The following is a 20,009-nucleotide window of genomic DNA, read 5'->3' as shown; positions in this document are numbered from 1 at the left end:
CGCGGCGCCGCGCTCATGCCGCCCGCCCCACGATCCGCGTGAGCGGGCCGGCGTCAGGCGGGCGGAAGTCGCCCGCGGTCACCACGAGCACCGTCGAACCCTCGCGCGCGAGCCGCTCGGTGAACGCGGTCATCGCGTCACGGTCCTGCGCCGACCCGGACGGGAACGGGGCGACGACGACCGGCGGGTCCCCCGCGACGGCCGCGACGAGGCCCAGGAGCGCCTTCTGCGACGCCGGCAGGTCGTCCGCGGGCTGACCGGCCGTCCCCGCGAGGCCGGCGTCCGTGAGCAGCGACTCGAGCGTCTCGTCGTCGATCCGCGTCCCGGCCCGCCGGTGCGCCTGCCGGACGACCTCGCCGACCCGCGCACGGTCCTCGAGCAGCCGCAGCCGCGGCACCCAGCCGATCCCGACGACGCGGCGTACGGCCCGGCCGGACCGTCGCGTCGCGTCACGCGGGTCGACGACGTGCACGTGCCCCTCGTCGACGGCCAGCCGGCCCGCGAGCGCGAGGGCCGTCGCGTCGCGCGCGAACGGGTCGAGCGTGACGAGCCACGTGACCGTGCGTGCGGCGAGGCTCAGCTCGAGGCCACGCACCAGCCACCGCGAGCGGTCGCGCACGCCCACCTCCGCGGCCTCCAGGACGGGCGTCGACGCGTCGGGGACCAGGACCGCGCCGACCGCCGCGCCGATCGCCGCGGGCGGGGTCGGGGCGGGCGGGACCGAGCGCGGGAGTGCCACGGTCGGGGCCGCGGGGGGCGGGGTGCGGACGGGTGTCGCGGCCGGTCCCGCGACGACCGGGACGGGCGCGGTCGGCCCGGCGGGTGCGGTCGCCTCGCTCGGGAGCGGGCGGCCCGCGCTCGTGCGCGGCTCGCGGTCCGCGGTCGGGTCGTCCGCCGCCGGGACCGGCTCGCGGTCCGCAGCCCGTTGGTCCGCCGCGGTGAGCGGCTCGTGCGTCGCGGTCGCGTCGGGGGCGTCCGCGTCGGGGGCGTCCGCGTCGGAGGCGGCCGGCGGGTGCTCCTGCTCCGGGGGCGCGTCGTCGTCGGGCCCGTCGCTGCGCGCGGGCTCTGCTCGGCCGTCGGTCATCCCGCCCCCCAGCGTCGGATGTCGCACCCGGGGTCAGCCAAGCACGGACGCGACGCCGCCGCGCGCGACGCACCCGTCCCCGCGCGACGTCGTCCGTCGTCAGGCGGTCCGGCGGCGGACGACCAGACGCAGCGCGGCGCCGCCGACGAGGAGCGCGAGGGCGAGCGCGAGGAACGCGGCCGCGGAGGTACCGGTCGTGGCGAGGGCGGCGTCGCTGCCCCCGGCGCCCGCGTCCGGCACCGTCGGGTCGACGGGCACCGGCGGCTGGGGCGGGTCGGGCGGGTCGACCGGGGGCGCGTAGACGTTGAGCGCGGCGCACGTGACGTCCGCCCCCTCGTCGACGATCACGACGTCGCCCAGCACGGTCGCGCTGTCGCAGGTCCAGCTGGCGAACCGGTAGTCGGCGGGACCGTCGAGCCCTTCGGCCAGCCGGTACACGCCCGGCACGACGGGGATCGAGCGGACCGCGGTGCTGCCTCCCGGACCCCGCCACGTGCCCGTCGGGCCGGTCGCGACGAGCGTGAAGTCCGCCGGCTGCGCGGTGCCGCCGACGACGACCTTCTGGAGCGTGAGCGTCCCGCCGATCCACGTGTTGGTCGCGGTGCAGGTCACCTCGTCGTTGGCGGCGAGGTCGACGGTCCGGTCGACGACGGGATGGTCGGGCCCGCAGTCCCACGCGTCGAGGTCGTACCCGCGGCCGGCGACGTCGGTCCGTGCGACCTCCGCGAGCGTGTACGTGCCCGGCGCGACGACGCCCGTCGCCCCGGCGCTGCCGGACGTGCCGCTGAACGACGAGCCACCCGGCGACGACGCGACCAGCGTCCAGTCCTGCGCCGCGGCCGGTCCGCCGTCGACGGACTTCGCGAGCGTGAGCTGCGCACCCGCCCAGCGGTTCGTGACGGTGCAGGTCACGTCGTCGCCGAGGGCGAGCGTGATCGACCCGTCGGCGGCGACGGGCACGGTCCCGCCGGACGCGTCGACGCACGTCCACCCCTGCGAGACGTAGTTCGTCAGCCCGATCTCGGTGAGCCGGTACGTGCCGGCGCCGACGGGCACGTCGGTGACGGTCACGCTGCCGGTGCTGCCGACGAGCAGGCCCCCGCTGCCGATGGCGAGCAGCACGAACGCGGACGGCTGCGCGGGACCGCCGCCGCGGTTGTCCAGGGTCTTGACGAGCGTGAGCTCCGGGGCCACGTCGGAGTTGACGACCGCGCACCGCACGTCGTCGGTGAACGGCGACCCGTCGGCACCCGTCGCGGGGACGACGAGCACGCCGTCGGGCGCGTCGACGAACGCGCCGCCGGCCTGGCAGATCCAGTCGGACGCCTCGTAGCCGGGTGTCGTCGCGGGCGACTCCGCGAGCTGGTAGGTGCCCGGGGTGATCGCGACGCGCGTGACCGCGGGCGTGCCGGTGGTGCCGCTGAACGACGTGGGCCCGGTCGCCGAGAGGGTCCACTGCGACGCGGTCGCGGTGCCGCCCGCGTCGTTGGCGACGAGCTTGGTGAGCGTGAGGTGCGGCTGCGTGGCGACGTTGGTGACGGTGCACGTGACGTCGTCCCCGGCGGCGAGGGTCACGACGTCGCCCGCGATCGGGGCGGCGCCGCACGTCCAGCCGGACGCGGTGAACCCGGCGATCGTGGACTCCCCCAGCGTGTAGGCGCCGGCGGGCACCGGCACGCGGGTGGCGGCGGGAGACCCGCTGACGCCCGAGACGGTCGCCTCCGGACCCGTGGCGGTGAGCGTCCACGCCGCGGGCGGGGCGCTGCTGCCCTCGACCTCCTTGACGAGGGTCAGGAACGCGCCGGACCACGTGTTCACGACGGTGCAGACGACGTCGGCGGGCTGGTCGACGGTCACGACGTCGGCCGCGACGGTGGCGCCGTCGCAGGTCCACGGGCCTGCGGTGTACCCGGGCGGCCCGTCCTCGGACAGCGCCCACGACGAGCCCACGTCGACGGCCTGCCGCGTGACGGCGGGCGAGCCTGCGGGCCCGCTGAGGACGACGCCGTCCGGCGCGTCCACGGCGGTCAGCGTGAAGTCGCCGGGGAGCGCGGTGCCGCCGGCACGGTTGTCGACGACCTTGGCGAGCGTGAGGCTGCCGCGCTCGATGGTGTTGGTGATCGTGCAGGTGACGTCCGCGCCGGCGGTGATCTCGACCGTGCCGGTCGCACCGCCGCCCCCGGCGTCGCACACCCACCCCGACGCGGTGTAGTTGGTCGGCCCGGACTCGGCGAGCGCGTACGTCCCGGCGGGCACCTGCGCGCCGGTCACCGCGGGACCGCCCGAGACGCCCGACACCGTGACGGGTCCTGTCGCGCTGAGGGTCCACGCCTGCGGGATCAACGACCCGCCCACGGCCTGCTTGACCAGCGTGAGCGTTCCGCCGGTCCACGTGTTGGTGACGGTGCAGACCGCGTCGCCGTCGCCGTCGGCGAGCGTGAGCGTGCTGCCGCTGACGGTCCCCGCGGTGCACGACCACGCCGACGCCGTGTACCCGGCCTGGGCGGCGGGCGTCGTGGGCGTCTCCGCGAGCGTGTACGTGCCGGACGGGACGGGCACCTCGGTGACGGTCGGCGAGCCGGACACGCCCTCGACGGTGCCGGGCGGGCCCGTCCCGGACAGCAGGAAGTCCGCGGTCGTGGCCGGGCCGCCGACGACCTCCTTGCGCAGGGTGACGAGGTGCGGCGTCGGCTGCGACCGCGAGTTGGTGATCACGCACTCGACGTCCTGGGCGAGCGACACCACGACGCTCGACGGGCCGGTCTGCGTGCCGCCGGTGCAGACCCAGTCGCCCGCGGTGTACCCCGACGGGCCGCCGGTCTCGGAGAGCTGGTACTCGCCGATCCGCACGGGTCCGCTCGCGGCGCCCGGGCCGGTCACGGTCGTGGGGCCCTGGGCGGTGAGGTTCCACGCGCTGGGCGACGCCGGACCGCCCGTCACGACCTTGCGGAGCGTGAGGCTCGGCTGGATCGCGTCGTTGCGGACCGTGCACGTGAGCGTGCCGTCGGCGGGGACGGTGACGGTCGGCGTGGGGTCGGTGAACGTGCCCGCCGCCCCGCAGTCCCAGCTCACGAACGCGTACCCGGGCACACCGCCGGACTCGCTGATCGTGTAGTCGCCCGCGGGCACGACGAGCGACTGGACCCCGTTGAGGCCGTTGCCGGTGAACGTGTACGCGGGGTCCTCGGTGTTCACCGCGGTCATCGTCCACAGCTCGCGGCGCCCCTCGCTCGCACCCGTGTCGAGGTTCTCGATCCGCTTGAAAAGCGACAGCCGGCCGGTGACGTCCGGGTCGACCGCGGCTGCGGCGGGGGCGACCGCGCCCAGCACCGCGAGGACCGCGAGCAGCACGGTGGACGCGACGGGAACGCCAGGGCGACGCACGGTTCCTCCCCCGCGGGCCGTGGCCGGCGCCGGACCCGCCCGTGCCCCATGCCGGACACGTCCCGTCGACTGTCACACGGCCGGGCGATCTTCACGACCCGAGGCGCGCGACGTGCGTGCGGCCCCGGCAGCACGACGCGGACCACGCGGGGCGTCCGCACGGTCCGCGTCGCGAGGCCGTCACTCGTACGCGACGGCGTCCAGCACCTTGAGCCGGGCGGCGCGGATCCCGGGCCACAGCGCGGCCAGCACGCCGACGACGACGGCCAGCGCGACCATCCCGCCGAGGTTCGCCCACGGCACGGCGAGCTCCGACAGCCCGTCGTCCGCGTACACGGTCGGCATCGTCGCGGCCAGCGCGACGCCGACCGCGAGGCCGAGCACGGTCCCGAACACCGCGGTCAGCACCGACTCGATCGTCACCGTCCCGGCGAGCTGCAGGCGCCCGAGCCCGACGGCCCGCAGCAGCCCGATCTCCCGCGTCCGCTCGATCACGGACAGCGCGAGGGTGTTGACGATGCCGAGGACCGCGATGACGACGGACAGGCCGAGCAGCGCGTAGAGGATCACGAGCAGCTGGTCGACCTGGGCCGCGAGGTTCGACACGAACTCGTCGCGCGTCAGCACGGACACGACGACATAGGGCGCGACGACGTCCGCGACGGCGTCCTGCAGCTCGGTCGCGCTGACCCCGGCGGCCGCGGTCACGAGGATCGTGTCGACCTGCTGCTGCTCGCGGGGCACGAGCGTGTCGAGCACCTGCTGGTCGACCACGAGCGGCGCCCCGAGGACGTTCGTCGTGAAGACCGCCACGACGGACAGGTCCTGCGGCCCCGCGGCGCCGGCGACGGTCAGGTCGTCGCCGACCTGCCAGCCGTGCTGGTCCGCGGCGGCCTCCGTGACGGCGACCTGCCCCGCGTCGAGCGCCTCGAGCGCGGCGAGCGACCCGTCGACGAGCTCGACCTCGACGGACCGGCCGAGCGTGCCGTCGGCGAGGCCGATCACGTAGTCGACCGCGGGCTCCTCGCCCGGCCCGGAGACGGCGAGCGGCGCGAACGCGACCGCGTCCGAGGTGCCGGCCTCGGGCAGCGCGGCGACCTCGTCGACGGCCCCGGACGGGATGACCATGGTCGCCGAGCGGACCACGACGTCGGCGTTCGTCTGCGCCTCGACGACGCCCGTGACGGACTGCTGCGCGGACACCGCGATGACGGACACCGCCCCCACGAGCGCCATGCCGATCATGAGCGCGCCCGCGGTGTTCGCGGTGCGGCGCGGGTTGCGCACGACGTTGCCGCGCGCGAGCCGCCCGACGGGCCGCAGCAGCCGCACGAACGGCCAGGCCAGGACGCCGACGGCCGCGCGCGCGACGACGGGCGACAGCATGAGCACCCCGACGAGCACGGCGCCCGCGCCGACGCCCAGCAGCGTCTCGGCCGCGTCCTCCTCCGGCCGGGTCAGGGCCAGGGCGAGGGCGGTGACGCCGAGCGCGCCGATCGCCAGGCCACCGACGGCCCGCCAGCGCAGCGACCGCTCGGGCACCGCGACGTCGTCGCGCATGGCCTCGACGGGCGGCACGAGCGCGGCCCGTCGGGCGGGCAACGCGGCCGCGAGCACGCTCACCGCGGTCCCGACCGCGAGCGACACGACGATCGTCGTCGCGTCGACGGGGACGTCCCCGACCAGGTCCATGCCGATCGAGCCGAGCACGACGCGCAGCCCCGACACCAGGGCCAGACCGCCCGCGACGCCGAGCGCCGACCCCAGCAGCCCGACGACGGCCGCCTGCACGAGCACCGACGCGAACACCTGCAGCGGGGACGCCCCGACGGCCCGCAGCAGCGCGAGCTCGCGCATGCGCTGCCGGACGGACATCGCGAACGTGTTGGAGATGATGAACGCGCCGACGAACAGCGCGATGCCCGCGAAGACCAGCAGGAACGTCGTGATGAAGCCGAGCTGGGACGCGATGTCGGCCTTGCTGTCGGCGCGCAGCGCGTCGCCCGTGACGACCTCGAGGCCGTCGCCCGCGAAGGGTGCGAGACGCTCGGCGAGCTGCTCGGGCGTCGTGCCGTCGGCCGCGTACACGGCGATCTCGTTCACGCCGCCGCCGTCGGGCGACAGCACGTCGAGCGCGGTCTGCTGGTCGACCAGCACGATCGTCGCGCCGGCCATCGGTCCGCCGAGGTCGACGCGTCCGACGATCTCGACCTCGGTCACCTCACCGCCGAGCACGGCCGTCGTGGTGTCGCCGACGGACAGCCCGGACGACTCGAGCGTCGCCGTCTCGAGCGCCACCTCGCCCGTGCGCTCCGGCCCGCGCCCCTCCACGACGTGGAGCGACGGGTCGTCGGGCACGTAGTTGAGGGCGAGGCTGGGCGCCTGCGTGGACTGCACCGCGGTCCCGTCGGCGCCGACCAGGACGATCGTGCCTGACAGGCCGCCGATCGCGTGCGCGACGCCGTCGACCGCGGCGACCTCGTCGACGAGCTCGAGCGGCACGCTCTGCGCGGTCGTGGTGCCCATGACGACGGACGCGTCGTCGGGCTGGTCGACGCGCACGTACGCGTCGGCGGGCGCGGCGGCGTCGACGATCCCGTCGAAGGTGCCCGACAGCATGGTCCGCAGCGCGAACGTGCCCGCGACGAACGCGACCCCGAGCGCGACGGCGAGCAGCGAGAGCAGGAACCGCACGAGGTGCGCGCGGATCCCGCGGAGCGCGACGCGGCCCATCAGAGCGCGGCGGGGGACGACGTCGCCACGGGAGCGGCGGACGCGGCGGACGCGGCGGGAGCGGCGGGCTCGGTCGACCGTGCCGGGCGGAGCGCCGCGAGAGCGGCGAGCACCGACTCGGTCGTGGGGTCGACGACCTCGCCGACCAGGCGCCCGTCGGCCAGGAACAGCACGCGGTGCGCGTACGACGCGGCCGTCGGGTCGTGCGTGACCATGACGACGGACTGCCCGAGCTCGTCGACGGACCGGCGCAGGAAGCCGAGCACCTCGGCGGACGACGTGGAGTCGAGGTTGCCCGTGGGCTCGTCGGCGAACACGACGGCGGGCCGCGTGACGAGGGCGCGCGCGCACGCCACGCGCTGCTGCTGCCCGCCCGAGAGCTCGGACGGCTTGTGGTCGAGGCGGTCCTCGAGCCCGACGGCGCGCACGACGGTGTCGAGGTGCGCGCGGTCGACGGGACGCCGCGCGATGTCGAGCGGCAGCGTGATGTTCTCGAGCGCCGTCAGGGTGGGGACCAGGTTGAACGCCTGGAAGACGAACCCGAGGCGGTCGCGGCGCAGCCGGGTGAGCTTCCGCTCGTTCATGCCGGAGACCTCGAGGCCGTCCACGACGACCGTCCCCGCGTCGGTGCGGTCGAGCCCCGCCATGCAGTGCATGAGCGTCGACTTGCCCGACCCGGAGGGGCCCATGATCGCGGTCAGCTCGCCGCGGCCGAAGTCGACGTCGACGCCCGCGAGCGCGTGCACCGCCGTGTCGCCCCTGCCGTACGTCTTGACCAGCCCGCGCGCGCTCGCGATCGGGGTCGTGTCCCTCGCCATGTCCTCCGCCTCTCACCGCACGTCGTCCGACGTCCGTGCTCACCTCACGGCACGCCGACGCGTGCCCGCCACGGACGATGGTCCTCGTGCGGCGGGGTCGGGGACATCGGTGACGTCCCTGGTCAGGCCCTGGTCGGACCCTGAGCGGCGTCGGGCGTGCCCCCGGGGGCGGACCCCGGGCCGACGTCGCCGGTGCGCGCGGCCGGCCGGTACGGCTCCTCCCGGACGGCGTGCGCGACGACGAGCTTCAGCACCATCACAGGTCCGAACCACGCGAGGCCCTCGGGCGTTCCCGCGATGGGGGCCGCGACGAGCGCGACGGTCGCGAACCCGAGCGCGACGGGCCGCTCGAGGTAGGCGGGGACGGACCGGACGACGACGACGCCCGCGACCGGCACGAGGTACCACCACAGCGCCCACACCCAGGTCACGTCGGGCACGACCACGGCGAGGACGAACGGGTGGACGTGCAGCGCGGTGAAGGCGACAGGGTCGTGCAGCACGCGGTCGAGCCGGGTCACGGGCGGCGCGAGCGGGGAGTGGTACAGCCGCTTGGCGGAGCCGAGGGCGTTGGCCGCGACGCCGCCGGTCACGTCGACCGCGACGAGCAGCACGACGACCCACGTGAGCCAGGGCCAGTCGTCGGGTGCGGTGAGCACCAGGACGCCGACCGCGAGCGCCGTCGTCGCCCACACGACTCCGCGCTCGGCGCGCGTCGCACCGGTGCCGAACAGCCAGTCGCGCGGGCCCGGCGGGACCACCCAGTCGACGGGTGCGGCGCGGGTGGCGCGCGCCGAGGTCGCCTCGTCCATCCGTCCGTCCTCTCCCCCTGTCCGTCCACCCTGCGCCGTCGTGGGCCGGTCGTCCACGTGTGGGCCGTTGGCGCAGGTCACGACGGTTCGTCGCGGTTGTCCTCGGCCGGACGGGTGGCGCGGCGTGTGACGTGGGTCGTTGAAGGTTCAAAATCCGCGCCCGAGACCGGACGCTTGTCCAGGTCCCCGAAGAAATCGAGGGTCTGATCCCCGACGAAAGCTGTGGCCCCCTCATGCCCACCGGCCCCCTGGCCCCGTCCGCGCCCCCCACCGGGGCCCGCCGGCCGGCCCGACGCACGACCGCCCTCGCGGTGCTCGTCGCGCTCCTCCTCGCCCCCCTCACGGCCCTCGGCCTCGCGAGCCCTGCGGCCGCCGCGACGGTGCGCGCCTTCACGCCCGTGTTCTCCGCGAACACCAACGGCGACATCCTCATGGCGGCCAACACGCTCATGACGTGCAACGCCACCTCGGGCACCAACTACACGAACTGCGCCGCCGCGCGCGCGTCGAGCGTCAACCAGGCGTACTCCAACAACGACTTCACCGCGCAGTTCGTCAACGACGACGCGGACGCCTCGACGTTCAACGCGTCGAGCGCGACGCTCACCGTGCCGGAGAACGGCTCGGTGCTGTTCGCGGCCCTCGTCTGGGGCGGGCGCACCGAGACCGCGAACGCGACCTGGTCGAACTCGGCCCTCCGCGGGAACGTCAAGCTCAAGGTCCCGGGCTCCGCGACGTACCGTGACCTCACGGCGAGCCAGGTCGACGTCAACACGTCGGACAACGGATACCAGTCGTACCTCGACGTCACGGGCCTCGTCGCGACCGCGGGCAGCGGCGTGTACACGGTCGCGAACGTCCAGTCGACGACGGGCACGACCGACGACTACGCCGGCTGGTCGCTCGTCGTCGCAGTCGCGGACCCGGCCGCGCCGGCCCGCAACCTCACGGTGTTCACCGGCTTCGGCTCCGTCGCGTCGGGCAACGGCATGCCGACGTTCACCGTGAGCGGCTTCCTCACGCCGCCGAGCGGGCCCGTGAAGACGACGCTCGGGGCCGTGACCTACGAGGGCGACATGGGCCTCACCGGTGACGCGTTCCGCCTCAACTCGACGACGATCTCCGACGCGCTGAACCCCGCCACGAACCCGTTCAACTCGTCGATCAGCCGCCACGGCGTGGCCGTGCCCGGGCGTTCCCCGTCGTACAGCAACCAGCTCGGCTTCGACGCCGACCTGTTCAACGCCGACGGCATCCTGCCGAACGGCGCGACGAGCGCGAACCTCACGCTCACCACGGGCGGCGAGACGTTCTACCCGGGCGTCGTCACGTTCGCGACCGAGCTGTACGACCCGAAGCTGCTCGGCGTGAAGAGCGTCGAGGACGTCAACGGCGGGCTCGTCGAGCCCGGCGACGTGCTGCGCTACACGGTCCCCGTGCAGAACATCGGCCTCGACACCGCGTCCGACTCGCGCTTCTTCGACGCGATCCCGACGGGCACCACCTACGTGCCGGGCTCGCTTGTCGTCGACACCGTCCGGCAGACCGACGCGGCGGGCGACGGCGACGTCGGCCACTACGACGGCTCGCAGAACGGCCACGTGATCGCCTACCTCGGCTCGGGCGCGACCTCCGTGCACGGCGGCGACGTCCCCGTCTCGGCGTCCGGGTCCACCGCGCAGCACACCGTCGTCTTCGACGTCCGGGTGAACGCCGACGCGCGCGACACCCAGAAGATCGTCAACTCGGCGGCCATGACGTACCGCGGCGCGACCACGTACGCCGCGGCGGCGTCCGCGTCCAACGTCCTGCTGAACCCGGTCGTCACGACGCCGCTGCCGGGCGTCAACCGGCCCCCGGTCGCCCAGCCGCACGTCCTGACGTTCACGCCCGGGCCCTCGCAGCGCCGGCTCGACATCGACGTGCTCGCGAACGACAGCGACCCCGACGGGGACGTGCTGACGGTCGTCGCCGTCACCGACACCGCGGGCGGCACCGCCGAGATCCTGCCCGACGGCCGGATCCGCTACACGCCGCGCGACGACTTCGCCGGTCGTGACGTGTTCACCTACACGATCCAGGACCCGGGCGGCTACCGCGCGACCACGTCGGTGCAGATCGAGGTGCTCAACACCGCGCCGAACGCCGTCGCCGACACCGCGACCACGCGCGGCGCCACGCCCGTGGACGTCGACGTGCTCGTCAACGACACCGACCCCAACGGCGACACGCTGCGCCTGCGGTCCGCCGGACCGACGAGCGCCAACGGCGGCACGGTCACCGTCCTCGACGGCGACACCGTGACCTACACACCGCGCGCCGGCTTCAAGGGCACGGACACGTTCGAGTACGTCGTCGAGGACTCGCGCGGCCTGACCGACACGGCCGTCGTGACCGTCACGGTCACGAACAACGCGCCCGTCGCGGTCGCGGACTCCTACACCGTCAACACGGGCGCCACGCGGTCGATCTCGGTGCTGGCCAACGACACCGACGCCGACGGCGACCCGCTCACCGCGGTCCTCGTCACCGGTCCGGCGCACGGCACGCTGACGCTCAACCCGAACGGCACCGGCACGTACACGCCGAGCGGCTCGTACCGCGGGACGGACTCGTTCACCTACCGGGTGTCCGACGGCACCGCGCAGTCGACCGTCGTCACGGTCACCTTCACCGTCAACGGCGCACCGACAGCCGGCGACGACACCGCGACGGTCGCGGCCGGGCAGACGTCGGTCGACGTCGACGTCCTGACGAACGACGCGGACGCCGAGGGCGACCTCACGGTCACCGTGACCGGCGCGCCCGCGCACGGCACGACCGCCGTCCAGGCCGACGGCACCGTCCGGTACACGCCGAGCACCGGCTGGGCGGGCACCGACCGGTTCACCTACACGGTGACCGACGAGGGCGGGCTCACGGACACCGCGGAGGTCGTCGTGACCGTCGCGAACACCCCGCCGGTCGCCGTCGACGACACCGCCAGCACCGCGACGAACACGTCGGCGAGCCACGTCGCCGTGCTCGCCAACGACACCGACGTGAACGTCACCGCCGGGGTCCCCGGGCAGTCGCTGCGCATCGTCTCCGCGACCGCGGACCGCGGCACGGTCGACGTCGAGACCGACGGGACGCTGAGCGTCCACCCGCCGACCGGCTTCTCCGGCACGATCGTCGTGACCTACACGGTCGGCGACGGCGCGGGCGGCACCGACGTCGGCGAGCTCCGCGTGACCGTCGCCAACGGCTCGCCGTCCGCGGTCGCCGACGGCCCCGTCACCACGCCGACCGACCGGTCCGTGCTGGTCGACGTGCTCGACAACGACACCGACCCGAACACGGCCGACGTGCTGTCGATCGTCCCGGGCTCGGTCACGACGCCCCGCGACTCCGGCGGCACCGCCCGCGGCACGGCCGCGATCGAGAACGGCGAGGTCCGCTACACGCCGCCGACCGGCTGGGCCGGCACCGTGACGTTCACCTACGACGTCACCGACGGCGACATGACGGCCACCGGCACGGTCACCGTGACCGTCGCCAACGCCGCGCCCGTCGCGGTCGACGACACCGCCTCCACGGCGTCCGGCACGCCCGTCACCGTGGACGTGCTCGGCGACGACACCGACGCGAACATCCCGGGCACCGACCAGGTGCTCGTCGTCACCGGTGCCACCGCCGACAACGGTGCGACCGTCGTCGTCGAGACCGACGGCCGCCTGACCGTCACGCCGGCCGCGGGCTTCGCGGGCGACGTCACCGTCACCTACACCGTGTCCGACGGTGCGGGCGGCACGGACACCGGGACGCTCGTCGTCACCGTCGCCAACGCGGCACCCGTCGCCCCCGCGGTCACCGGGACGACCCCGTACGCGACGCCCGTCGAGCTGGACCTGCTGGACGGCGTCACCGACGCCAACGGCGACCCGCTCACCGTGACGGTCGGCACCCCCACCGGCGCCGACGGCACCACGCGCGGCACCGTGACCGTCACGAACGGCGTCGCGACCTACACCCCGCCCGCCGGGTTCTCCGGCACCGTGACCTTCACCTACACCGTCGACGACGGGACCGACACGACCACCGCCACGGTGACCGTCACCGTCGGGAACGCCGCACCGGTCGTCGTGAAGGCCCCCTCGGGCGGCACGAAGGTCACGACCGGCACGGGCACCTCGGTGACGATCGACGTCCTCGCCGACGTCACCGACCCCGACGGCGGCACGGTCACCGTCGTCGACGTCACGCAGCCGTCGTCCGGCGTCGTGGCGATCGTCGACGGCAAGCTCGTCTACACCCCGGCGCCCGGCTTCACGGGCACCGTGACCTTCACCTACACGGTGGTCGACGACCAGGGCGCCCGCACCACGGGCACCGTCACGGTCGAGGTGGTCGACGGGCGCGCGGCGCTCGCCACGACCGGCGCGGAGGTCGCGACCGTCGGCGGGGCCGCGCTCCTGCTCCTCGCCCTCGGCGCGACGCTGGTCGCCGTGCGACGTCGCCGGGCGGTCACGACCGCCTGACGCCTCGACGCCGACACCATCGGAGCCCGGTCCCCCAGGGGGCCGGGCTCCGGTGCGTCGGGCCGCCGGCTGTCGCGGCGGTGCGGTCAGCCGTCGGCCGTCGCGAGCGCGTCGTCGACGCCGGTCTCGCGCGGGCCGCCGAGCGCGGGCGGGCGGGACGTCGCGGCGTCCCACGCCGCACGCAGCGACGCCGGCACCTCCCGGACCCGGTACACGACGGCCTTCGCGGGCTCGACGCTCGCCGCCGACACCCCGACCCCCGTCACGTCGATCCCCGCCTCGCGGCAGGAGAAGAGCATGCGGCGCAGGTGGTAGCTCTGCGTGACGACGACGGCCTGCTCGACGCCGAACACGTCGTGCGCGCGCACGCACGTGTCGTGCGTGTCGAGCCCGGCGTGATCCCGCACGATGCGACCCGCGGGGACGCCCCGGTCGACGAGCCAGTCGCGCATCGCGGTCGGCTCGTCGTGCCAGCGCGTGCTGTTGTCGCCGCTCACGAGCACCACCTGGACCGTGCCGCGCGCGTAGAGGTCCGCGGCCGCGTCGAGGCGACGCCGCAGGTACGTCGACGGGCTGCCGTCGGGCCGCAGCCCCGCCCCCGGGACGATGACGACGGGCGTGTCCGCGACGTCATCGACCGACGCGCGGACGGCCGACTGCCCGACGCCCTGCACGACGAGGAACGTCCCGAGCACGGCCGCGCCGAGCACGCCCGCGCCCACCGTCACCAGCCTCCGCACCCTCGCCACGGCGGCGATGCTAAGCCGGGCGCCGTCGCCGCGTCGGCGAAACCCGCGACATCGCCACGAGATCGCGACATCCGGGTCACTCCCCGTGGCGAGAGCGTCCACTCGCGACCGGTCCTGCGCGGGCGCGTCCGGCGGCCGGGCGCGCGGGGCCGTCGAGCGGGAGCGACCAGACGTCAGGTCATCGGGGCGCGCGGGGCCGTCGAGCGGAAGCGACCGGACGTCAGGTCAGCGGGGCGCGCCAGGTCCTCGAGCGGGTCAGGGCGACCGCGTCCAGCGAGCCGAGCGGGCCCTCGACCGAGCGGCGACGGTCCGCCGCCTCCGCGGGCAGCCACACCGCGGCGTCCGGGTGCAGCGGGAGCACGCGCACCGACACGCGGTCCCCCTCGGCGCCGGGCAGCACGTCGAGGTCGACGTCCCACGGGGTCCCGTCCCAGAACCGGTCGGCCACGACGCGACGGTCGACGAGCAGCTGCGCGACGTCCCCCGCCCACGCGACGTGCAGGTGCCGGACGGTCCCGTCGACGGGCACGCCGACGTCGGCGAGCCGGTGCTCGGCGGAGAGCTCCGCGACCCGGTCCGCCGAGGGCGCCGACGCCCGACCCTCGTGCGCGCCGTACGACACCGCGGGCTCGCCTGCGGCGCGCACCGGCGTCGTCACGACCGCGACGGCCCCGACGGCCCCCGCCGCGACGTCACCGACAGCATCCGCGGACCGGTCGTCGGCGGCCCGGCCCGTCCCCGCACGCACGTCGAGCCGCTGCCAGCCGTCCGGGGTCCACCGCTGCACGAGGGGCAGCGACGACGCACGCACGACGACCTCGTCGTCCTCGAGCCACAGCGGGTCGGCGCTGCGCAGCAGCACCCGACCGTCGGGCCCGTCGAGGACCCACACGCGATCGGCGTCGGCGGCACCGACGACGAGCACCCGTCCGCCCGCGCCGCCCGCGTGAGCCGCGCGGTCCGCGTCGTCCGCGTGGGCCGCGCGCCCCCGAGGCGCGTGCAGCACGACGACGCCCCCCGTCCTCTCGTCGAGCGCACGGACACCGGGCGCGACGGTCCAGCCGTCGCCGGACACGCGCACGTCGGGGTCGACGACGACCTCGACCGGCACCCCGGCCGACGCGAGGAGCACGAGCGTCCCGTCGGGCAGCGTCGTGAGCGCGGAGGCCGTGGCCCAGCGCAGCCGCACCGGCACGCCGCCGGCCGCCGTGACGTCGAGCCCGAACGGCCAGCGCGCGAGCGTGCCCGCGGGCACGTCGGTCGGCCGCGACGGCAGCACGACCGGCCCGGACGGCACATCGACCTGCACCTGCACGCCGCGCAGCGTGGGCAGCGGGACGTGCGGCTGGTGCCAGACGACGAAGACGAACCCGGTGCCGTCGGCCTCGCGCACCGACCAGCGCAGCGTCGCGCTGTCGTCGACGCCCGACGGCAGCACGTCGGGCAGCGTCGAGGGCATGGTCGCGAGCACCGGCCCGAACGCCGCGAGGAACGCGTGCTGCGTGCGCAGGGCTGCGTGCGAGGGCGCGAGGAGCCCGGCGGCGCCGACCGGGGCGTGGAAGTCGTAGTCGTACGACGGCAGGTCGTTCGGGTAGCCGGTCGCGTGCGACTCCTGCAGGTCCGGGCCGGGGTTCGAGCCGCCCGCGTACATGTAGTAGCCCTGCCACGCGGACCCGGACGCGACCTTGCCGTGCGCGACGGCCGCCACGTCGAGCGCCGACGGCACGGGACGCCGGTGGTACGTCGTGGCCATGCCACCGCCGAGCTCGCACGTCGCGGGCGGGAACGCGGTGTCGCGGTCGACGGTCGGCGCGCCCTCCGCGCCGCGGACGTCGGCGCCGATCCCGGGGTCGTCCCACGTGTGCGACACCTGGTAGTGCGCGCGGAAGGTGTCGTGCCACCCGGCGTCGGCGTCCACCCAGAACCCGTCGCCGTACCCGCCGTACAGCGGCAGCACCTCGCCCGCGGGCAGCTGTGCGCCGCCCCACGCCGTCGCGGTCCACAGCGGCGCGCTCAGCCCGGCCTCCCGGGCCAGCCGCTTGAGCGTCGCGAGGTGACCGGGCTGGTCGTAGAGCTCGTTGTCGAGCTGGATGCCGAGCACCGGACCGTCCGGCCCGCACAGCGCGCCGAGCTCGACGCCGAGCCGCCCGAACCACCCGCGCACCAGGTCGAGGTAGCCGGGGTCGTCGGTGCGGTGCCGCACGGGCGCGTCCTGCACCCAGTCGGGGAACCCGCCGTTGCGCACCTCGCCGTGGCACCACGGCCCGATCCGCAGCACGACGCGCAGCCCCTCCTCCGCGCACGTGCGCACGAATGCCGCGACGTCGAGGCCGTCGTCGAACCGCGCCGCGCCGCGCAAGGGCTCGTGGTGGGCCCAGATCACGTACGTCGCGACGACGTCGACGCCGCCCGACCGCACGAGCCGCAGCGTCTCGCGCCACCGCGACCGCGGGACGCGGGAGTAGTGGACCTCGCCCGACACGGGGATCCAGGGCGTGCCGTCGCGCTCGAGCCACCGCGACGTCAGCGCGAGCCCGGGCCGCACGTCCTCGTCGTTCGCCATCGCCGGCCGGGTGAGCGGCTCCGACCAGCCGGTGGGGCGCACGCGCGGGAGGTGGTCGGGCACGGAGAGGCTCCTCGTCGTCGGGGGTCGCCGGCCTGTCGGGCGTCCGCCGGCGCCCCACTCTCGCACGTTCCGACGCCCGACTGTGCACGGTCCCACACCGGTCGGCCCACGTGTCCTCCGCACCTGCCCCGGCCGGTCCGGCGCGAGCGACGCCGCCCGCGGGGCGCGGTCGTCCGCCGCCCGCGCGCAGGTCAGCCGGCGACCGTGCTCGCGTGCGCGCCCGCGAGCGCACGGTCGAGGTCCGCGAGGATCTCCCGGCACCGCGCGACGTCCCACGGCGTCCCGGCGAGCTCGAACTCGAACAGCACCGGCCGCCCGGACCGTGCCGCGATCTCGCGGCAGGCCATCTGGTAGTGCGTGCCGAAGTTGCGGTTGCCCGACCCCATGACGCCGACCAGCGCACGCCGGTTGACGGGCGAGCGCAGGAACCGCCGCACCCCCTCGGGGATCGTGTCGTTCGCCGGGTTGCCCGTCTTGTAGGACGGGGTGAGGAGCACCCACGGCCCGTCGACCTCGGACAGCCGGTGCTGCCGCTCCGCGAGGTTGCGCACGGGCCGGTCCAGCCGCTCGGCGAACGTCCGCACGAGGCCCGACGTCGACGAGTAGTAGTAGACGGGCGTCTGCCGCGCGCCCTCGTCCTGCGTCGCACCCGGGTCCGTCGTCACGTCGTCATGCTCGCCCGCACAGCGGCGCGGGACGTAGGACCCAGGGCCCGGGCACCCACCGCCGAGACCGGCTGCAGGCGACGGCGACGCGCCGCGAGACGGCGGGTATTCGACTGGCCCCCCGCGTCGCGACGTGCCCACGATGCGAACGTGCTGACCCTGAACCAGATCCGCGCGCTGCGCCGGACGGTCGACGACGCGTGGCGCTCGCCCGTCGCCGACGCGGTCGCGGCCGCGTGGGGAGCGCCCGCCGGGTCGGCGCTGCTCTGGCGGTCGTCGGCGTCGCACGTCGTCGTGGTCCCGGGTGGGGTGCGGGGCGTCGACCGGCCCGTCTACCTGCGGTTCGTGCCCGAGTCCGCCGACGGCGCCCGCGGCTTCGCACGCGGCACCCTGCTGCACGCCCGCCTGTCCGCCGACCACGCCGACGTCGCCGCGCTCGTCCCGTCGTCGTCCGGCCGCCTGCTCGAGCGCGTCGCGACCCCGCTGGGCGACGTCCTCGCCGCCGCGGTGCGCCGGGTCGACGGGGACGAGACGGACGTCGACGACCTCACGCCTGACCTCGCCGCCGCATGGGGCCGGGGGCTCGCCCGCTTCCACGCCGCGGCCGCCCGGCACGCCGACGTCGTCGACACCGCACCCGCTCCCCCGCTCGCCGCGCTGCTCGACGACGCCGACGACGCGCTCGCCACCGCCGCGGCCGCGCTCACCCGCACCCTGCGCGACGTGCCACCGGCGCCGCTCGTCGTCGGGCACGGCGACCACGAGCTCGACAACCTGCGCTGGCGCGGCTGGCGGCCCGTGTGCTTCGACCTCGACGAAGCCGCCCGACGACCGGCCGCCGCCGACGTCGCCTCCGCGGTCCGCGACCTGCTCGGCGCCGACCCGACCACGCCCGCGCACCCCGACCTGCTCGACGCGTTCCTCGACGGGTTCGCCCGGACGTCAGGGACCGTCGTCACGCCGCACGCGCTGCTGCCGCACGTCGCCGCCCTGGCCGCGTCCCATGTCGTCGACGTGCGACGCGTGCTCGACCTCCCGCCCGACGACCTCGTCGACCCCGCCGACTCCCCCTGGCTGCCCGACCTCGCCGACCGCCTCCGCGCCCACGCGGCGACGCAGCGCGGGATCCTCCTCGCCGCGACCCGCGCCCTCGCCTGACCCTCCGGCGAGGGACTTCGGCACCCGCGCAGGAGTCGAACGGAGAGGTCGCTAGACCGCCGCCGGGGTGCCGCCGCGCAGGATCGACGTCATCTTCTTGCCGCGCGCGACCTCGTCCACGAGCTTGTCCATGTACCGGATCTTCTGCATGAGCGGGTCCTCGATCTCCTCGACCCGGTACCCGCAGATCAGGCCCGTGATGAGCGACGCGTTCGGGTTGAGCCCGGGCGCCCGCGCGAAGAACTCCTCCAGGGTCCGCTCGTCGGCGACCGCCTCCCGCAGCCCGGCGTCGTCGTACCCCGTGAGCCACGTGACGACCTGGTCGACGTCCTCGCGGGACCGGCCCTTGCGCTCGACCTTCTCCACGTACAGCGGGTAGATGCTCGCGAAGCTCATCCCGAAGATCCGGTGCCCGGCCATGTCGCTCGCCCTCCGTCGTCACGCGCGGCGCCGTGCCGGCCCCGTCGTCCCTGCGGCCAGTATCCCGCCCGCGCCCGCCGCGGTCAGGAGCGTCGACGCGGCCAGTCGAGCATGACGAACAGGTCCCGCTCACCCGGGCGCCCTTCGAGCAGCGCCCGCGCGAGCGCCGGCTCGCCCGCCTGCTCGCAGGACCACAGCTCGAAGTCGACGACCTGCGACCACGCGGGCGGCAGGTAGCCGAGCACCGTCGTGCCGCGCACGACCTTCACGACGTCGTGCTCGGTGCGCGCGAGCACCACGGCGAACCCGCGGTCCGGGGTGCGCGACGGTGCCCGCGTCGGCTCCTCGACGAACCCGCGGACCCGCACGGGCACGCGGCCACCGCTCGACGGCACGAGGCGGCCGGGCAGGTCGGTCGGGGGCGACCAGTGCATGGCGGGAACCTACTCCTCGACGCCGTCGCCGTCGCCGGGGACCGTCGGGACGGTCGCGGAGCACGTGGTCAGGCGGGTGCCGTCGACCAGCACGTCGACGTCGACGGTCCCGGCGCTCGCGCCCTCGGGGGGATCCTCGTCCACCCCGACGTCACGTCGACGCCGCTCTCCGCCGTCCCACCGGCCGTCGTGGTGCGGACCGCCAGCTGGCGCGACGGGTCCGCCGACGACGCGACGTCCCGCCACGACAGCTCGAGCGCGACGGTCGTGGGCCCGTCGTCGCGACCACATCGAGCACGGCGTCGACGCGGTCGTCTTCAGCGCCGGGTACGGCGACGGCGGCTACCCGACCTTCCTCGGGTACGACGCCGACGGCGTCGTCGTGAGCGCCGTGTCATACGGCGGCGTCCTGCCGTGGGCGCTGAGCGGTCTGCCGGGGACGCCGCCGGACGAGCCCGGCATCTGACATCCGCCGCGGGCACGGCACCCTCCGGGGACGACGACGTCCCGGAACGACGAAGCCCGCCCCACCGTGGCGGTGGAGCGGGCTTGCTGTGCGCCCGGAGGTGTCCTGTTTCAGGACATGGGCAACGCATGTCTCAGGAC

14 protein-coding genes are annotated in these 20,009 nt (G+C 75.5%); 3 read left to right on the top strand and 11 right to left on the bottom strand.

Features of this window, described 5'->3' with window-relative positions:
• Nucleotides 1-13: 13 nt before the first annotated feature.
• The 5 genes from KOV94_RS19635 to KOV94_RS19615 form a co-directional block, all read right to left on the bottom strand.
• Nucleotides 14-1,084 carry a hypothetical protein gene (locus KOV94_RS19635; protein WP_218052955.1) on the bottom strand — a complete coding sequence of 357 codons (1,071 nt, stop codon included), beginning with the start codon at nucleotides 1,082-1,084 and terminating at the stop codon, nucleotides 14-16.
• 99 nt (nucleotides 1,085-1,183) lie between these two features.
• Nucleotides 1,184-4,468, bottom strand: coding sequence for a hypothetical protein (locus KOV94_RS19630; RefSeq protein WP_218052954.1), 3,285 nt, complete (start codon nucleotides 4,466-4,468; stop codon nucleotides 1,184-1,186).
• A gap of 180 nt (nucleotides 4,469-4,648) precedes the next feature.
• Nucleotides 4,649-7,201 (bottom strand): ABC transporter permease, encoded by a 2,553-nt coding sequence (locus tag KOV94_RS19625; RefSeq protein WP_218052953.1) that lies wholly within the window; start codon nucleotides 7,199-7,201, stop codon nucleotides 4,649-4,651.
• Nucleotides 7,201-8,019 (bottom strand): ABC transporter ATP-binding protein, encoded by an 819-nt coding sequence (locus KOV94_RS19620; protein ID WP_124341947.1) that lies wholly within the window; start codon nucleotides 8,017-8,019, stop codon nucleotides 7,201-7,203. The genes KOV94_RS19625 and KOV94_RS19620 overlap by 1 nt, the downstream gene beginning before the upstream one ends.
• A 122-nt stretch (nucleotides 8,020-8,141) precedes the next feature.
• On the bottom strand, nucleotides 8,142-8,831 hold the full coding sequence (locus KOV94_RS19615; RefSeq protein ID WP_124341948.1) for a hypothetical protein: 690 nt from the start codon (nucleotides 8,829-8,831) through the stop codon (nucleotides 8,142-8,144).
• A 233-nt stretch (nucleotides 8,832-9,064) separates the two neighbouring features.
• Between KOV94_RS19615 and KOV94_RS19610 the strand changes: the two genes are divergently transcribed.
• Entirely contained in the window at nucleotides 9,065-13,351 is a 4,287-nt protein-coding gene (locus KOV94_RS19610; protein WP_218052952.1) for a beta strand repeat-containing protein, read from the top strand.
• 86 nt (nucleotides 13,352-13,437) lie between these two features.
• On the opposite strand, the gene KOV94_RS19605 is transcribed toward KOV94_RS19610, so the two are convergent.
• The 3 genes from KOV94_RS19605 to nrdI form a co-directional block, all read right to left on the bottom strand.
• Complete coding sequence (locus KOV94_RS19605) at nucleotides 13,438-14,100, bottom strand: SanA/YdcF family protein (protein WP_235843351.1); 663 nt, start codon at nucleotides 14,098-14,100, stop codon at nucleotides 13,438-13,440.
• A 220-nt stretch (nucleotides 14,101-14,320) separates the two neighbouring features.
• A complete protein-coding gene (locus KOV94_RS19600; RefSeq protein WP_218052951.1) occupies nucleotides 14,321-16,726 on the bottom strand; it encodes a beta-galactosidase in 2,406 nt (801 codons plus the stop codon).
• A gap of 191 nt (nucleotides 16,727-16,917) precedes the next feature.
• The gene (gene nrdI / locus KOV94_RS19595; protein ID WP_124341951.1) at nucleotides 16,918-17,391 is read right to left on the bottom strand and encodes a class Ib ribonucleoside-diphosphate reductase assembly flavoprotein NrdI; all 474 of its coding nucleotides are present in this window, start codon (nucleotides 17,389-17,391) and stop codon (nucleotides 16,918-16,920) included.
• A gap of 150 nt (nucleotides 17,392-17,541) precedes the next feature.
• Between nrdI and KOV94_RS19590 the strand changes: the two genes are divergently transcribed.
• Nucleotides 17,542-18,549, top strand: coding sequence for an aminoglycoside phosphotransferase/kinase family protein (locus KOV94_RS19590; protein ID WP_162353314.1), 1,008 nt, complete (start codon nucleotides 17,542-17,544; stop codon nucleotides 18,547-18,549).
• A 51-nt stretch (nucleotides 18,550-18,600) separates the two neighbouring features.
• Here KOV94_RS19590 and KOV94_RS19585 read toward each other — a convergent pair whose 3' ends face one another.
• From KOV94_RS19585 to KOV94_RS21045, 3 genes are all read right to left on the bottom strand, one after another.
• A complete protein-coding gene (locus KOV94_RS19585) occupies nucleotides 18,601-18,969 on the bottom strand; it encodes a DUF2200 domain-containing protein (protein WP_218052950.1) in 369 nt (122 codons plus the stop codon).
• 83 nt (nucleotides 18,970-19,052) lie between these two features.
• Nucleotides 19,053-19,403, bottom strand: coding sequence for a hypothetical protein (locus KOV94_RS19580; RefSeq protein WP_162350970.1), 351 nt, complete (start codon nucleotides 19,401-19,403; stop codon nucleotides 19,053-19,055).
• 9 nt (nucleotides 19,404-19,412) lie between these two features.
• A complete protein-coding gene (locus tag KOV94_RS21045) occupies nucleotides 19,413-19,547 on the bottom strand; it encodes a hypothetical protein (protein WP_263974785.1) in 135 nt (44 codons plus the stop codon).
• A gap of 145 nt (nucleotides 19,548-19,692) precedes the next feature.
• On the opposite strand from KOV94_RS21045, the gene KOV94_RS21430 reads away from it, so the two are divergent.
• Nucleotides 19,693-19,869 (top strand): DUF4241 domain-containing protein, encoded by a 177-nt coding sequence (locus KOV94_RS21430; RefSeq protein WP_370521018.1) that lies wholly within the window; start codon nucleotides 19,693-19,695, stop codon nucleotides 19,867-19,869.
• Nucleotides 19,870-20,009 lie beyond the last annotated feature (140 nt).

Origin of the sequence: Cellulomonas algicola (assembly GCF_019024305.1) — a bacterium.
Classification (GTDB): domain Bacteria; phylum Actinomycetota; class Actinomycetes; order Actinomycetales; family Cellulomonadaceae; genus Cellulomonas; species Cellulomonas algicola.
Note: the sequence above shows the minus strand (reverse complement) of the source record. Positions and strands in the feature narration are given on the sequence as shown.

Coding starts and splice junctions, on each gene's coding strand:
- KOV94_RS19635 (WP_218052955.1), bottom strand. CDS start 1,084: ATGACCGACGGCCGAGCAGAGCCCGCGCGCAGCGACGGGCCCGACGAC.
- KOV94_RS19625 (WP_218052953.1), bottom strand. CDS start 7,201: ATGGGCCGCGTCGCGCTCCGCGGGATCCGCGCGCACCTCGTGCGGTTC.
- KOV94_RS19620 (WP_124341947.1), bottom strand. CDS start 8,019: ATGGCGAGGGACACGACCCCGATCGCGAGCGCGCGCGGGCTGGTCAAG.
- KOV94_RS19615 (WP_124341948.1), bottom strand. CDS start 8,831: ATGGACGAGGCGACCTCGGCGCGCGCCACCCGCGCCGCACCCGTCGAC.
- KOV94_RS19610 (WP_218052952.1), top strand. CDS start 9,065: ATGCCCACCGGCCCCCTGGCCCCGTCCGCGCCCCCCACCGGGGCCCGC.
- KOV94_RS19585 (WP_218052950.1), bottom strand. CDS start 18,969: ATGGCCGGGCACCGGATCTTCGGGATGAGCTTCGCGAGCATCTACCCG.
- KOV94_RS19580 (WP_162350970.1), bottom strand. CDS start 19,403: ATGCACTGGTCGCCCCCGACCGACCTGCCCGGCCGCCTCGTGCCGTCG.